The following is a 15,119-nucleotide window of genomic DNA, read 5'->3' as shown; positions in this document are numbered from 1 at the left end:
CGATTAGAACGTACGCTCCTTCGGCGGGATGTAGTCGACGGTCAACGGCTTGGTATGCACCGGCTTGTAGGACAGATGGCGATCGTTGTTGTAGAACAGCGAGTGCTTCATCCAGTTCTCGTCGTCACGCTTCTCGAAATCATCGTGCGAGTGCGCGCCACGCGATTCCTTACGGGCATCGGCCGCGATCATCGTCGCTACGGCGACTTCGATCAGGTTGTCGAGCTCCAGCGCTTCCATGCGTGCGGTGTTCCAGACCTTGGACTTGTCCTTGATCTGGGTACGCTTGGCACGTTCGGCAACTTCAGCGATTTCCTTCACGCCCAACGCCATGTTCTCGCTGTTGCGGAACACGCCGGCGCGCAGCTGGATGGTCTTCTGCATGGCTTCGCGCACCACGTTTACATCTTCGCCACCCGTCTGGTTTTCCAGTCGGGCGATACGGGCGAGGCTGAAGTCGGCGGCGTTCTCAGGCAGCGGCTTGTGGGTAGGACGCTCGCGCTTGATGAAGTCGATCATGCTGTCGCCGGCCGACTTGCCGAAGACCACCAGGTCGAGCAGCGAGTTGGTACCCAGGCGGTTCGCACCGTGCACCGAAGCGCAGGCACACTCGCCAGCGGCATAGAAGCCGTTGATGCGCACTTCCGGGTTGTCACCCTTCGGCACCATGACTTCACCCAGGTAGTTGGTGGGGATACCACCCATCTGGTAGTGCGTGGTCGGGATGACCGGGATCGGTTCCTTGATCGGATCAACACCAGCGAACTTGATCGCGATTTCCCGGATCGACGGCAGGCGGTGGTTGATGACCTCGGGACCGAGGTGATCCAGCTTCAGCAGAACGTGATCCTTGTTCTTGCCGGCGCCACGGCCTTCCAGCACTTCCAGAGCCATGCAGCGGGACACGAAGTCGCGCGGGGCAAGGTCCTTCAGCGTCGGGGCATAGCGCTCCATGAACCGCTCGCCATTGGCATTGAGCAAGATACCGCCTTCGCCGCGCACGCCTTCAGTGATCAGCACGCCGGCACCGGCCACGCCGGTCGGGTGGAACTGCCAGAACTCCATGTCTTCCAGCGGGATACCGGCACGGGCACACATGCCCAGGCCGTCGCCGGTATTGATGAAGGCATTGGTCGAGGCGGCATAGATGCGGCCGGCGCCACCGGTGGCGAACAACACGGCCTTGGCGTGCAGGATGTAGACCTCACCGGTCTCCATTTCCAGCGCGGTCACGCCAACCACGTCGCCATCGGCATCGCGGATGATGTCCAGCGCCATCCATTCGACGAAGAACTGGGTATTGGCACGTACGTTACGCTGGTACAGCGTGTGCAGCAGGGCGTGACCGGTACGGTCGGCGGCCGCGCAGGCACGTTGCACCGGCTTTTCGCCGAAATTGGCAGTATGTCCGCCAAAGGGACGTTGATAGATACGGCCGGATTCGACGCGGTCGAACGGCATGCCGAAGTGTTCCAGCTCGATCACGGCTTCCGGCGCGGTCTTGCACATGAATTCGATCGCGTCCTGGTCGCCGAGCCAGTCGGAGCCCTTGACGGTGTCGTACATATGCCATTCCCACTTGTCTTCCTGGACGTTGCCCAGCGATGCGGAAATGCCACCCTGAGCCGCCACGGTATGCGAGCGGGTCGGGAAAACCTTGGAGAGTACGGCGGTCTTCAGACCAGCCTCGGAAAGCTGCAGTGCGGCGCGCATGCCAGCACCACCAGCACCGACGATCACCGCATCGAATTGACGTTTAGCGACGTTCGCCATTACACACCCCACAACACTTTAACTGCGTAGACAAAGCTGACCAGCAACCAGAGGATGGTCAGCACATGCAAGGTCAACCGAATGGCCAGCCGCTGGACGTAGTCCATCCAGATATCGCGGATGCCGACCCAGGCGTGCAGCAGCAGCGCCATGACGGTGACGGTGGAGAGGATGCGTACGCCCGTGTTGGCGAACAGGGCGCGCCAGCCTTCATAGGAGGCGTGGGCGGCGGCAAACAGGAAGACCAGCAGGCCGATGGTATAGACCAGCATGATCACAGCGGTGATGCGCTGCAACAGCCAGTCGCGCAGGCCGTAATGGGCACCGATGACGTGACGATTTACCACAGCAGACCTCCGATAATGGCAGTGAGTACCAGACTGACCACCAGGACGGCCTTGGCGGTATTGCGTGCGGTTTCGAGTTCGAGACCCTTGTGGACATCAAGCAGGAGGAAGCGGATACCGGCACAGGCGTGGTGCAGATAAGCCCACAGTACGGCGATCAGGCCCAGCTTGACGATGGGATGGGAGATGAAGCCCCGGAAGACGTCATAACGCGCCTCACTGGAGAGCGAACCTGCCAGCAGCCACAGCATGACTGGGATGGCGAGGAACATGAGCGCGCCGCTGACGCGATGCAAAATCGAGACGATGCCCGGTATCGGTAACCTTATCTTGGGAAGATCCAAGTGTTTAGGCCGTGCTTTCTCCATGACGCAATCCTTTTTTGTTTGATCCGACAGTGCGGGCCATACCGCACCGCCTACCCGGAGTTATTACTCTCGGGAGAGGCAAAGCCTTTCGATTGTAGCAAAGGGATTTGCTAATACCGACCGACTCCACCTCCGCACGGCAGCCTCCCGGCCTCTCCGTGCGCGCTACTACACGCGATAGACGTATTGATCGGTACGACAACGCAGCACCGACCATTCCACCGCCTCACCATCCAGGCCGCTGGCAACCCTCGCCACTTCCAGGATGGGTGCATCCACTGCCATACCCAACAGCCTTGCCTCTTCACGGCCTGCGACACCAGCGCGGAACTGCGGGGGGTTGGACACCACCCGCAAGCCGAACTCGCGCCACCATACCGTGCGCAGATTGCAATTGGCCTGCTTGATACGACGGGCATCCAAGCCTTCAAAACGCTCGGCCGCCACAAAACTCTCTATAACCGCAAACGGCTCGCCGGCAACCCGGACCAGGCGCTTGACGGTCATCACGATCCCGCCACGACGCAGACCCAGCGCCGCTGCGGCCTCCTCACCCGCGTTGCCGCGCGCACAAGCCAGCAGTTCAAGCGAAGTATCCAGCGCCCGCGAACCGGCCGGCAATCCGGCCTTACCCCAATCGTCCTCGGCCGGCGCAATAAAGGTACCGAGCCCCTGGCGGCGCAGCAGCACACCCTCACCGACCAGGCTGTCCAGCCCCTTGCGCACCGTGCCCTGGCTCACGCCAAAACGGTCGGCAAGCTCCACCTCGCTCGGCAGCAGCTCGCCAGCCTCCCACTCGCCCTGCTCTATACCCGCGACGATGCGCGTACGCACCTGCGTGTAGAGCGGCTGGCGGCCAGGCAACTCGGCGGTGGTACGGCCAGTGACGGCAGACATGGGTAGACAAACTCTTGGGATTTCGCGCTTTATACGCCACCCCGCCGCAGCTGTCCATTCCAGTCTTATATAAGACAGAAGACAACAAGCAGACAAAGCGCGCAAATTGCAGGAATCCGGGTGATTTCAGTGGCTTGTGATGCTAGACTCAGTTCGATTGCTGTGCTGCGACATGAACTTACATGCCCCGCAGTCAGTCACTAGCCCCTCCCTACCAAAAAGCTCCAGGAGCCCCACGATGAAGAAACCCGTTCGCGTTGCCGTTACCGGCGCAGCCGGTCAGATCGGCTACAGCCTGCTGTTCCGCATTGCCTCTGGCGAAATGCTGGGCAAAGACCAGCCCGTCATTCTGCAACTCCTGGAACTGCCGCTGGAAAAGGCCCAGGCCGCGCTCAAGGGCGTGATCATGGAGCTCGAAGACTGCGCCTTCCCGCTGCTGGCCGGCGTGGTCGGTACCGATGATGCCGAAGTGGCATTCAAGGATGTCGATGTCGCCCTGCTGGTCGGCGCCCGCCCACGCGGCCCCGGCATGGAACGCAAGGACCTGCTACTCGAGAACGCCAAGATCTTCACCGCACAAGGCGCAGCACTGAACAAGGTCGCCAGCCGTGACGTGAAGGTGCTGGTTGTCGGCAACCCGGCCAACACCAACGCCTACATCGCCATGAAGTCGGCCCCGGATCTGCCGGCCAAGAACTTCACCGCCATGCTGCGCCTGGACCATAACCGCGCCCTGAGCCAACTGGCCACCAAGGCCGGCGTTGCCGTTGCCGACATCGAAAACCTGGTCGTCTGGGGCAACCATAGCCCGACCATGTACCCCGACTACCGCTTCGCCACCGTCAGCGGTGCTTCTCTCAAGAGCAAGATCAACGACGAAGCCTGGAACAAGGACACCTTCATTCCCAAAGTGGGCAAGCGCGGCGCCGCCATCATCGAAGCACGCGGCCTGTCCTCGGCAGCGTCGGCAGCCAACGCCGCCATCGACCACATCCGTGACTGGGTACTGGGCACCAACGGCAAGTGGGTCACCATGGGCATTCCGTCCGATGGTTCCTACGGCATCCCCGAAGGCGTGATGTACGGCGTGCCCGTCACCTGCGCCAACGGCGAGTACACACGCGTGGAAGGCCTGGAAGTGGACGCCTTCTCCCGTGAGCGCATGGACTTCACCCTGGCCGAGCTCGAAGAAGAGCGCGCTGGTGTGGCCCACCTGCTCGGCTGATTTCACCGCCAGCAGCAGGCAGCAAGAAAAAAGGGCGAACTTCGGTTCGCCCTTTTTCTATCCGCCGCACCGACCTTGCGCCAAAGGCGCTAGATGCTGGCCGCCATATCCTCGGCCTGCGCCACGAAAACCTGGGTGCCCGCATCGCGCAGGGCAAGCGCCAGGTGCGCCGGCACCGGCCTGTCGGTAAACAGACAATCCACCTGAGAAAGATGCCCGAGACGCACCAGCGCCTCGCGACCAAACTTGGTGTGGTCCGCCACCAGCCAGACCTGCCGGGATTGTTCGATGATGGTCTGAGCCACCTTGACCTCCTGATAGTCAAAATCGCGCAGCGTGCCATCCGCCTCGATGCTCGACACACCGATGATGCCGATATCCACCTTGAACTGGCGGATGAAATCAATCGTCGCCTCCCCGACCACCCCCCGGTCCCGGGTCCGCACCACCCCACCAGCCACGATGACCTCGCAAGCGGCATTGGCCGAAAGCGTCATCGCCACATTCAGGTTATTGGTGACCACATGCAAACCACGGTGTTGCTGCAGCGCCAGCGCGACAGCCTCCGTGGTGGTGCCGATATTGATGATCAACGACTTGTCGTCAGAGAGCTCCTGCGCCACCAGGGCGGCGATCCGCCGCTTGGCCTCGCTATTGAGCACCTGCCGCTCCGGGTAAGCGATGTTCTGCACGCTGGATGGCAAGCCGACGCCACCGTGATAGCGCCGCAGCAGCTCCTCCTCCTCCAGCTGGCTGACGTCGCGACGTATGGTCTGCATGGTGACGCCGAAATGGGTCGCCAGCTCCTCTACCGAGACAAAGCCGCGGCCACGTACCAGCGTCAGCAGTTCCATCTGCCTTGGATTCATTACACCTACTCCTTGCTCTCAAGCCTTGTCAGCTTAGCCGCAAAAAAACATAACACATTTTCTTTTTCAAACACGCGGACACCGGACCGGTCGACCTCCTGCAGAGCGAGAATCAAAGTAAATCATTAATTTAAATTAATAAATACAAACGATCCAGAAAATCACGCCACCTTAACGAAATGCAACAACCACAAAATAACCACACAAGGAATATAAACGAACATAAATTTGGCAAAAACGAACATCATCTTCTACATTATCAGTCAGCGTATGTTGCAAATAGCCAAGGAGCCAGCCGTGCAGAGCGGGGTGTTCGATATCGTCGTAGTGGGTGGGGGCATCAATGGCACCGGCATCGCCCGCGATCTGGCCGGGAGAGGCCTGTCGGTCCTGCTGTGCGAGAAGGATGACCTGGCGCGCCACACCTCCTCCGCCAGTACCAAGCTGATACATGGCGGCCTGCGCTATCTCGAGTACTACGAATTCGGCCTGGTCCGTAAGGCCTTGCAGGAGCGCGAGGTTCTGCTGCGCTCGGCGCCGCACATCATCTGGCCGCTGCGCTTCGTCATGCCGCATGACCAGCATCTCCGGCCCGCCTGGATGATACGTGCCGGCCTTTTCCTCTATGACCACCTGGCCCACCGCCATATCCTGCCTGCCTCCGAAGGCGTGAATCTGCGCCAGCACGTGGCGGGCACACCCATACAGGCTCGCTTTCAAAAGGGCTTTGTCTATTCGGACGGCTGGGTGGACGATGCACGCCTGGTCACGCTCTGCGCACTGGATGCGCGTGAACGGGGCGCGACCATCTTGACCCACACCGCCTGCATCGCCGCGGAACGGCAGCACGATGGCTGGCAGATGACGCTGCAGCAAGGCGACGGCAGTCAGCGGCAGGTTCAGGCACGCATGATGGTCAATGCGGCAGGCCCCTGGGTCGGCGACTTCCTCAGCCAGATCGCGAAAACGCCGGCGGCCAAGCGCGTTCGCCTGATCAAGGGTAGTCATATCGTGGTCAGAAAGCTGTTCGACCACCCGTATGCGTATATCTTCCAGAACCCCGACAAGCGCATCATTTTCGCCATTCCTTACGAGCAGGATTACACCCTGATCGGCACCACCGATATCGAATATCGCGCCCCGGCGGAACAGGTCGCCATTGACGACAGCGAGGTCAGCTACCTCTGCGAGATGGCGAGCCGCTACTTCAAGCAAGCCATCACGCCGGATCAGGTCGCCTGGCGCTATGCCGGTGTTCGCCCCTTGCTGGATGACGAATCCGCAGATGCCGCCGGCGTGACACGAGACTATGACCTGGTCCTCGATACCGGCCCCGCCCCCCTGCTGTCGGTGTTCGGCGGCAAGATCACGACCTTCCGCAAGCTGGCGGAGGAAGCCGCAGATCGCGTCGAGGAGATGCTGCACAAGGGGAGCGGCCCCTGGACGGCCACAGCCAAGCTACCCGGGGGCGATATCCCGGCAGGAGACTTCGGGGCCTTCCTGCACAATATGCAGGACACGCACCCCTGGCTCCCTGCCCCACTGGCACGACGCTATGCCCGCAGCTACGGCACGCGCGCCGCGCGCCTGCTTGAAGGCAGGCGCAGCCTGGCGGATCTGGGCGAGGAAGTGCTACCCGGCCTGTACGCCAGCGAAATCCGTTACCTGCAAGACCAGGAGTGGGCGACCGAAGCCAGCGACATACTCTGGCGCCGCTCCAAGCTGGGCCTGCATGTCCCGGCCAATGGCCTCGAGATACTGGATGCCTGGCTCAAGTACCATGTTGTAAACATGACAGAATCGAAAAAATACGATCAGGCACCGCTCACAAACAGCTAGCCTTTAGGGCGCAGCGGTGTAGGGTAACGAGGACCATCCCGCAGCAAGCCACAAAACCCGCAGACAAGGGTGTGGTTAACGGATAACGGAGACAACAGCAATGCAGCTTCAACTGGACGGCGTCAGCAAGCTGGCCGGCGCGGATACGCACATCTATCCGCTCGACCTCACGCTGCAAGCCGGCAAGATCAATGTGCTGCTCGGCCAGACCCGCGCTGGCAAGACCACTTTGATGCGGCTGATGGCAGGCCTTGACCGTCCCAGCGGCGGACGGGTTCTGGTCGACGGCGTCGACGTGACCGGCGTGTCGGTGCGCCGGCGTGACCTGGCCATGGTCTACCAGCAGTTCGTCAACTACCCGTCCTTCAGCGTGTTCGAGAACATCGCCTCGCCGCTCCGGCTGGCAGGCAAGCTCAGCAGCCAGGAGATCAAGGCACGGGTCGAGGCGATGGCAGAGAAACTGCACATCAGCCATTTGCTGGATCGCTTGCCAAGCGCCCTTTCCGGCGGCCAGCAGCAACGCACCGCCATGGCACGGGCCATGGTGAAGCAAGCCCCCCTGTTGTTGCTCGATGAACCGCTGGTCAATCTCGACTACAAGCTGCGAGAAGAACTGCGAGCTGAGCTCAAGGATCTGTTCGCCGACAGTCACACCACCGTGGTCTACGCCACCACCGAGCCACAGGAAGCCCTGCTGCTCGGCGGGCATACGGCCGTACTGGATGAAGGCCGTCTGCTGCAGTTCGCCCCAACGCTGGATGTCTTCCATCACCCCGCAACACAGCGCGTGGCCCAGGTGTTCAGCGATCCGCCCATGAACCTGTTCCCGGCCCAGATCGGCAAGGCGCCCGGCGTGGCAGAACTCGCCAATGGGCTGACCATTCCGCTTGGCCAGCAGCTGACCTCACTGAGTGCGGGTCAATACACGCTGGGTATCCGGCCCGGTCACCTGCGGCTGGCGCCCGACAGCAACGATGACGTTGCCCTGGACTGCGAAGTCGAACTGGCCGAAATCAGCGGCTCAGACACTTATCTGCATATCCGGCAAGGCGCCACCGACTGGGTTGCCCAGTTGCCGGGCGTGTGCGATCTGGCGCCCGGCAGTGCACTGCAGCTCCATATCAATCCCCACGAGGTGTTTGCCTTCGACCTGCAGGGCAGGCTGGCGGGCTCGCCCGATCGTGGCCGCGCCTATCTCGATACGTCGGCAACCTAGGACGCGAACTCATGGCAAAAATCGAACTGATAGGACTGGGCCACCGTTACCCCGGCAGCGATCAATACGCACTGCAACCCCAGACCATGCTCTGGGAGGATGGTGGTGCCTACGCCCTGCTTGGCCCGTCTGGCTGTGGCAAGACGACCTTGCTCAACATCATTTCCGGCCTGCTGATACCCAGCGAGGGGCGCGTGCTATTCGACGGCAAGGATGTGACGCAACTGCCGCCCGAGAAACGCAACATCGCCCAGGTTTTCCAGTTCCCCGTGATCTACGACACGATGACCGTGTTCGACAACCTGGCCTTTCCACTGCGCAACCGCAAGCTGCCGGAGACGGAAGTACGCAGCCGGGTGCAGGAGATCGCCGAGATCCTCGACCTGACCGGCGATCTCAAGCGCCGCGCCAGCGGCCTGTCTGCCGAGGAAAAGCAGATCATCTCGCTGGGTCGCGGCCTGGTACGCAAGGATGTGGCGGCCGTACTGTTTGATGAGCCGCTGACGGTGATCGATCCCCATGTGAAGTGGCTGCTGCGGCGCCAGCTCAAGCGCATCCACCAGCAGTTGCGGCTCTCGCTGATCTATGTGACCCACGACCAGATCGAGGCACTGACCTTCGCCAACCAGGTGGTCGTCATGTACGAAGGCCAGGTAGTGCAGATGGGCACGCCGCAAGCCTTGTTCGAAGAACCGGCGCATACCTTTGTCGGCCACTTTATCGGCAGCCCCGGCATGAACCTCCTGCCCTGCGAACTGAATGGCGACTCCATCCGCCTGGGCGACCAGACCATGACCGTGGACAGGGAGCTGGCCAAGCGCCTGGCCCAGGTCGGCAAGGCGCTCATGCTGGGTGTCCGGCCGGAATTCATCCAGTTGGCCGCCACCGATACCGCAGCGCTGGACGCCGAGGTGGTCAGGGTCGAAGACCTGGGCACCTCGAAGCTGCTGACGGCCACGCTGGCCGGCCAGCAGATCCGGGTCAAGCTCTCGGAGCACCAGCAGATAAGCGGACCACGGGTACGTCTCGGCTTTGTGCCGGAGCGCACCATGTTCTATGCCGACGGACAACGGGTGGCCTAGGAGAACACGATGAAACCCATCAATAACAAAGCCTGGCTGCTGGTCCTGCCTGTCGTGCTGTGCGTGGCCTTCTCGGCCATCATCCCCCTCATGACGGTGGTCAATTATTCGGTACAGGACATCCTGGGTCCGGACCAGAAGGTCTTCGTCGGCACCGAATGGTTCAAGAACGTACTGCGCGATCCTGAACTGCATGGCGCCCTGCTGCGACAGATCATCTTCTCCGCCACCGTGCTGGCCATCGAGATTCCGCTGGGCATCCTGCTGGCGCTGTCCCTGCCCGCACAGGGCTGGCGGTCGTCGCTGGCACTGGTGCTACTGGCCATGCCGCTGCTGATCCCGCAGAACGTGGTCGGCACCATCTGGCAGATCTATGGCCGCTCCGACATCGGTCTCGCCGGTGTCGTCGTGACCTCGCTGGGTATCGATTACAACTACGCCTCCAACTCCATGGACGCCTGGCTGACCGTGGTGATCATGGACATCTGGCACTGGACTCCTCTCGTGGCCTTGCTGGCTTTTGCCGGTCTGCGCGCCATTCCCGAGGCTTACTACCAGGCCGCCAGGATAGATGGCGCCTCGCGCTGGTCGGTATTCCGCTTCATCCAGCTGCCCAAGCTGCGCGGCGTGCTGCTGATCGGCCTGCTGCTGCGCTTCATGGACAGTTTCATGATCTATACCGAGCCCTTCGTGCTGACCGGTGGCGGGCCTGGTAATGCCACGACCTTCCTGAGCCAGTACCTCACCCAGAAGGCCGTCGGCCAGTTCGACCTCGGCCCCGCTGCCGCCTTCTCGCTGGTGTACTTCCTGATCATCCTGCTGGCCTGCTTCGTGTTCTACACGCTGCTGCAAAGCAATACCGCCATCGAGCAAAAGAAGGAGGCCTGATCATGAAAAAGCGCTACCTGGGCCTGCTCGTCTACCTCGTGTTCGCCATCCTGCCGATCTACTGGATGCTGAACATGTCGCTCAAGACCAACGAGGAAATCACCGGCGTCTTCAGCCTCTGGCCTCATAACCTGACATTCGCCAATTTCCACACCATCCTGACCGACTCATCCTGGTACAGCGGCTATATCAACTCGCTGATCTACGTCTGCATCAACACGGTCTGCTCGGTGCTGGTGGCCCTGCCGGCTGCCTACGCGTTCTCCCGTTACCAGTTCCTCGGTGACAAGCACCTGTTCTTCTGGCTGCTGACCAATCGCATGAGCCCGCCAGCGGTGTTCCTGCTGCCCTTCTTCCAGCTTTATTCGAGCGTGAACCTGTTCGACACGCATATCGCCGTCGCCATGGCGCACATGCTGTTCAACGTGCCGCTGGCGGTCTGGATCCTCGAGGGTTTCATGTCCGGTATTCCGCGCGAGATCGACGAGACAGCCTATATCGATGGCTACAGCTTCCCCCGCTTCTTCGTGCGCATCTTCATCCCGCTGATCAGTGCCGGTATCGGCGTGACGGCCTTCTTCTGCTTCATGTTCAGTTGGGTGGAACTGCTGCTGGCACGCACGCTGACCTCGGTCAACGCCAAACCCATCGTCGCCATCATGACCCGCACCGTCAGTGCCGCCGGGATGGATTGGGGCGTGCTTGCGGCGGCCGGCATATTGACCATCGTGCCGGGCGCGTTGGTGATCTATTTTGTTCGCAACTACATCGCCAAGGGTTTTGCGATGGGTCGCGTCTAGACCCTGCGGGCCGTGTAGACAGGGCGCCAAGGAGACAAGCATATGGAATGGATGGCATGGACGACACCGGTGGCGGTGTTCTTTATCGCGGTGGGCCTGATGCTGCTGGGCATGACGGCATGGGAGCTGGTGCGCCCGACGGTCGCCCGTCGCGGCTTTCTCCGCCTCAACACCACCCGCGGCGATCGCCTGTTCCTGGGGCTGCTGACCGCCGCCTACCTGAACCTTGCCTGGACAGGGCTGACGGACCTGCCGCAATGGTATGGCGCCGGCGCGTCCTTCGTGGTGTTGATCATCATCATGCGCTGGGGCTAAGCCCGGCGCAGTTGCAGACGTTTACGACAACGCTGACCGCGCCTTCCGGCCGGCGCTGAATTGGATCGAAGGCAAGATACACATAACAGGAGACAGCCGTGGTCAAGAAATTGGTAGTGGCAATTGCCTGCGCTTTTGCGGCGCCCGTCGTATTCGCCGGTCCCGCGGAGGCACAAAAGTGGATCGACAGCGAGTTCCAGCCCAGCACGCTATCCAAGCAGCAACAGCTGGACGAAATGAAATGGTTCATCGGTGCCGCTGAGAAACTCAAGAAGGCCGGGATTACCGAGATCAATGTGGTGTCGGAAACCATCGACACCCATGTCTATGAATCCAAGACCCTGGCCAAGGCCTTCGCCGAAATCACCGGGATCAAGGTGAATCACGACATCATCCAGGAAGGTGACGTGGTTGAGAAACTGCAGACCCAGATGCAGTCCGGCAAGAACATCTACGACGGCTGGATCTCCGACTCCGACCTGATCGGCACCCACTACCGCTATGGCCAGGTCGTACCCTTGACCGACTTCATGGCGGGCGAAGGCAAGGAATTCACCAGCCCTACCCTGGATCTGAAGGACTTCATCGGCACCAAGTTCACCACTGCGCCCGATGGCAAGCTCTACCAGCTGCCCGACCAGCAGTTCGCCAACCTGTACTGGTTCCGTGCCGACTGGTTTGCCCGTCCGGACCTGCAAAAGCAGTTCAAGGCCAAGTACGGCTATGAGCTCGGTGTGCCCGTCAACTGGTCCGCATACGAGGACATCGCCAACTTCTTCACCAATGACGTCAAGACCATCGACGGCGCCAAGGTCTACGGCCACCTCGACTACGGCAAGAAGGACCCTTCGCTCGGCTGGCGCTTTACCGACGCCTGGCTGTCCATGGCCGGTGAAGCAGACAAGGGTACGCCCAACGGCCTACCGGTCGATGAATGGGGTATCCGCGTTGCCGACGACAAGTGCACGCCGGTCGGTGCGTCGATGAGCCGTGGCGGGGCCACCAACAGCCCCGCGGCCGTCTATGCCCTGACCAAGTACATCGACTGGATGAAGAAGTACGCACCGCCGCAAGCACTGGGCATGACCTTCTCCGAAGCGGGCCCCGTACCGGCCCAGGGCAATATCGCGCAGCAGGTGTTCTGGTACACCGCCTTTACCGCCTCCATGAACAAGCCGGGCCTGCCGGTCGTGAACAAGGATGGCACGCCCAAGTGGCGCATGGCACCTGGCCCGCACGGCCCCTACTGGAAGGACGGCATGCAGAACGGCTATCAGGACGTCGGCTCCTGGACCTTCTTCAAGTCCACCCCGCTGGAACGCCGCGAAGCCGCCTGGTTGTATGCCCAGTTCGTGACCTCCAAGACGGTATCACTGAAGAAGAGCATCACCGGTCTGACCTTCATCCGCGAATCGGATATCCAGAGCCAAGCCATGACCGATCTCGCCCCCAAGCTCGGTGGGCTGGTCGAGTTCTATCGCAGCCCGGCGCGGGTAGCCTGGACACCCACCGGCACCAACGTGCCCGACTACCCCAAGCTGGCCCAGTTGTGGTGGAAGAACGTAGCAACCGCGGTGACCGGCGAGAAGTCGCCGCAGGAAGCGATGGACAACCTGGCCAAGGAGATGGACGCTGTCATGGCCCGCCTGCAACGTGCCGGCATGAAGGTTTGCGCACCGAAGCTCAACCCCGAAACCGACCCCAAGCAATGGCAGGCCAAGGGCACCGCTCCGTGGCCCAAGCTGGCCAACGAGAAGCCCAAGGGTGAAACCGTACCCTATGAGCAACTGCTGAAGGCCTGGAAGGAAGGTCGCGTCCGCTAAATCGCACGCCGAGGCAAACGGGCAGCATGGTCTGCCCGTTTGCCTTTGGGCCGTGGCTAGCCGCACACCATGACTACCCTGCCGATCATGGCCGGGTGATAATCAGCTCACACTCCCACAGCAACACAGGCGCGCCCAACGAGGCCGTCGCTGCAAAGGTAAGCGCATGTCCTATGTACTCGCCCTGGATCAGGGTACGACCAGTTCCCGCGCCATCGTCTTCGATGAGCTCGGTCGCCCCGTAGCCAGTGCCCAGCAGGAATTCCCGCAGCACTTTCCACAACCGGGCTGGGTCGAGCACGACCCCATGGACCTGTGGCAAAGCCAGTTGGCGACAGCGCGGCACGCATTGCAGCAAGCCGGCCTCACGGCCAGCGAGGTCGCCGCCGTCGGCATTACCAACCAGCGCGAAACTACCGTCCTGTGGGATCGCAAGACCGGCCAGCCGCTCTACAACGCAATCGTCTGGCAGGATCGCCGCACCGCCGACCTGTGCAAGCAACTGACCGACCAGGGCAAGGACCCAATGGTCCGCGAACGGACCGGCTTGTTGCTGGACTCCTATTTCTCCGGCCCCAAGCTGGCCTGGCTGCTCGATCACTTGCCGGATGCACGCCGCCGGGCAGAGGTGGGTGAGCTGGCCTTCGGTACGGTGGACAGCTGGCTGATCTGGAACCTCACCGGCGGCAAACTGCATATCACCGATCCCAGCAATGCCAGCCGCACCCTGCTGTTCAACATCCACCAGCAACGCTGGGATGAAGAACTGCTCGGCCTGTTCGACATTCCTGCATCCCTGCTGCCCGAAGTCGTCCCATCGAGCGGCAAGCACGGTGCGACGGATGCCGAGCTGTTCGGTACCCCCATCATCATCGCCGGCATTGCCGGCGACCAGCAGTCGGCCCTGTTCGGCCAGGCATGCCACAAACCCGGCATGGCCAAGAATACCTACGGCACGGGATGCTTTATGCTGCTGCAGACCGGCGAGCGGGCCATGCGCTCCGCCAACGGCCTGCTGACGACCGTTGCCGCCAGCGGTGATGGCACGCCCCGCTATGCACTCGAGGGCAGCGTGTTTGTCGGCGGCGCCGTCGTACAGTGGCTACGCGACGGCCTGGGCATGGTGGCCAATTCCTCGGCGGTCGAGCCCCTGGCCGCCTCGGTACCCGACAGCGGTGGCGTCTACTTTGTCCCGGCATTTACCGGGCTGGGTGCCCCCCATTGGGACCCACACGCCTGCGGCGGCCTGCTGGGCCTGTCGCGCGGCACCACACAGGCACATATCGCGCGGGCGGCCCTGGAAGGCATTGCCTTCCAGTCTGCCGATCTGCTCGAGGCCATGCAGGCCGACGCCAGCGAGCCGCTGAAGGAACTGAGGGCGGACGGCGGTGCTGCCGCCAACAACCTGCTGCTGCAATGCCAGGCTGATCTGTTGGGCGTCCCCGTCGTTCGGCCCAAGGTGCTGGAAACCACCGCGCTGGGCGCTGCCCTGCTGGCAGGCCTCGCGACCGGTGTCTATCCCGGCATGGCCGCACTGGAAGCCCAATGGCAGATGGACCGGGTGTTCGAACCCGCCATCAGCCGGGACGAAGCCGCCGTACGCCGCAGCAAATGGCGCTCTGCCGTGGTGCGCGTACAGCACTGGCAGGCCTAGTCGAAGACAGCCTGCAACAATGG

General features: G+C 61.8%; 14 protein-coding genes. 9 read left to right on the top strand and 5 right to left on the bottom strand.

Features of this window, described 5'->3' with window-relative positions:
* Positions 1 to 3: 3 nt before the first annotated feature.
* From sdhA to ACYVHK_RS20850, 4 genes are all read right to left on the bottom strand, one after another.
* Complete coding sequence (sdhA, locus tag ACYVHK_RS20865) at positions 4 to 1,773, bottom strand: succinate dehydrogenase flavoprotein subunit (RefSeq protein WP_460536137.1); 1,770 nt, start codon at positions 1,771 to 1,773, stop codon at positions 4 to 6.
* Entirely contained in the window at positions 1,773 to 2,120 is a 348-nt protein-coding gene (gene sdhD, locus ACYVHK_RS20860) for a succinate dehydrogenase, hydrophobic membrane anchor protein (protein ID WP_460536134.1), read from the bottom strand. Before sdhD ends, sdhA begins: the two co-directional genes overlap by 1 nt.
* Positions 2,114 to 2,488 carry a succinate dehydrogenase, cytochrome b556 subunit gene (gene sdhC / locus ACYVHK_RS20855; protein ID WP_460536132.1) on the bottom strand — a complete coding sequence of 125 codons (375 nt, stop codon included), beginning with the start codon at positions 2,486 to 2,488 and terminating at the stop codon, positions 2,114 to 2,116. Before sdhC ends, sdhD begins: the two co-directional genes overlap by 7 nt.
* Before the next feature lie 168 nt (positions 2,489 to 2,656).
* The gene (locus tag ACYVHK_RS20850) at positions 2,657 to 3,385 is read right to left on the bottom strand and encodes a GntR family transcriptional regulator (protein WP_460536130.1); all 729 of its coding nucleotides are present in this window, start codon (positions 3,383 to 3,385) and stop codon (positions 2,657 to 2,659) included.
* Positions 3,386 to 3,623: 238 nt separating this feature from the next.
* Here ACYVHK_RS20850 and ACYVHK_RS20845 point away from each other — a divergent pair, with 238 nt between their 5' ends.
* Entirely contained in the window at positions 3,624 to 4,610 is a 987-nt protein-coding gene (locus ACYVHK_RS20845; protein WP_460536128.1) for a malate dehydrogenase, read from the top strand.
* Between the two features lie 89 nt (positions 4,611 to 4,699).
* Here ACYVHK_RS20845 and ACYVHK_RS20840 read toward each other — a convergent pair whose 3' ends face one another.
* On the bottom strand, positions 4,700 to 5,479 hold the full coding sequence (locus tag ACYVHK_RS20840) for a DeoR/GlpR family DNA-binding transcription regulator (protein WP_460536125.1): 780 nt from the start codon (positions 5,477 to 5,479) through the stop codon (positions 4,700 to 4,702).
* Between the two features lie 270 nt (positions 5,480 to 5,749).
* Here ACYVHK_RS20840 and glpD point away from each other — a divergent pair, with 270 nt between their 5' ends.
* From glpD to glpK, 8 genes are all read left to right on the top strand, one after another.
* On the top strand, positions 5,750 to 7,318 hold the full coding sequence (glpD, locus tag ACYVHK_RS20835) for a glycerol-3-phosphate dehydrogenase (protein ID WP_460536123.1): 1,569 nt from the start codon (positions 5,750 to 5,752) through the stop codon (positions 7,316 to 7,318).
* A 100-nt stretch (positions 7,319 to 7,418) separates the two neighbouring features.
* Positions 7,419 to 8,534, top strand: a complete 1,116-nt coding sequence (locus ACYVHK_RS20830; protein ID WP_460536120.1) for an ABC transporter ATP-binding protein — start codon at positions 7,419 to 7,421, stop codon at positions 8,532 to 8,534.
* 11 nt (positions 8,535 to 8,545) lie between these two features.
* The gene (locus tag ACYVHK_RS20825; protein WP_460536118.1) at positions 8,546 to 9,616 is read left to right on the top strand and encodes an ABC transporter ATP-binding protein; all 1,071 of its coding nucleotides are present in this window, start codon (positions 8,546 to 8,548) and stop codon (positions 9,614 to 9,616) included.
* A gap of 9 nt (positions 9,617 to 9,625) precedes the next feature.
* A complete protein-coding gene (locus ACYVHK_RS20820; protein ID WP_460536116.1) occupies positions 9,626 to 10,504 on the top strand; it encodes a carbohydrate ABC transporter permease in 879 nt (292 codons plus the stop codon).
* A gap of 2 nt (positions 10,505 to 10,506) precedes the next feature.
* Positions 10,507 to 11,304: a carbohydrate ABC transporter permease gene (locus ACYVHK_RS20815; protein WP_460536114.1), complete on the top strand. Its 798-nt coding sequence runs from the start codon at positions 10,507 to 10,509 to the stop codon at positions 11,302 to 11,304.
* Positions 11,305 to 11,346: 42 nt separating this feature from the next.
* Positions 11,347 to 11,619: a DUF2160 domain-containing protein gene (locus ACYVHK_RS20810; RefSeq protein ID WP_460536112.1), complete on the top strand. Its 273-nt coding sequence runs from the start codon at positions 11,347 to 11,349 to the stop codon at positions 11,617 to 11,619.
* Positions 11,620 to 11,717: 98 nt separating this feature from the next.
* A complete protein-coding gene (locus tag ACYVHK_RS20805; protein WP_460536110.1) occupies positions 11,718 to 13,442 on the top strand; it encodes an ABC transporter substrate-binding protein in 1,725 nt (574 codons plus the stop codon).
* 166 nt (positions 13,443 to 13,608) lie between these two features.
* Positions 13,609 to 15,096, top strand: a complete 1,488-nt coding sequence (glpK, locus tag ACYVHK_RS20800) for an FGGY family carbohydrate kinase (RefSeq protein WP_460536107.1) — start codon at positions 13,609 to 13,611, stop codon at positions 15,094 to 15,096.
* Positions 15,097 to 15,119 lie beyond the last annotated feature (23 nt).

It is taken from the genome of Chitinimonas naiadis (genome assembly GCF_054780835.1).
The sequence above is the reverse complement of the archived record's forward strand: the minus strand, read 5'-3'. Positions and strand labels throughout refer to the sequence as shown.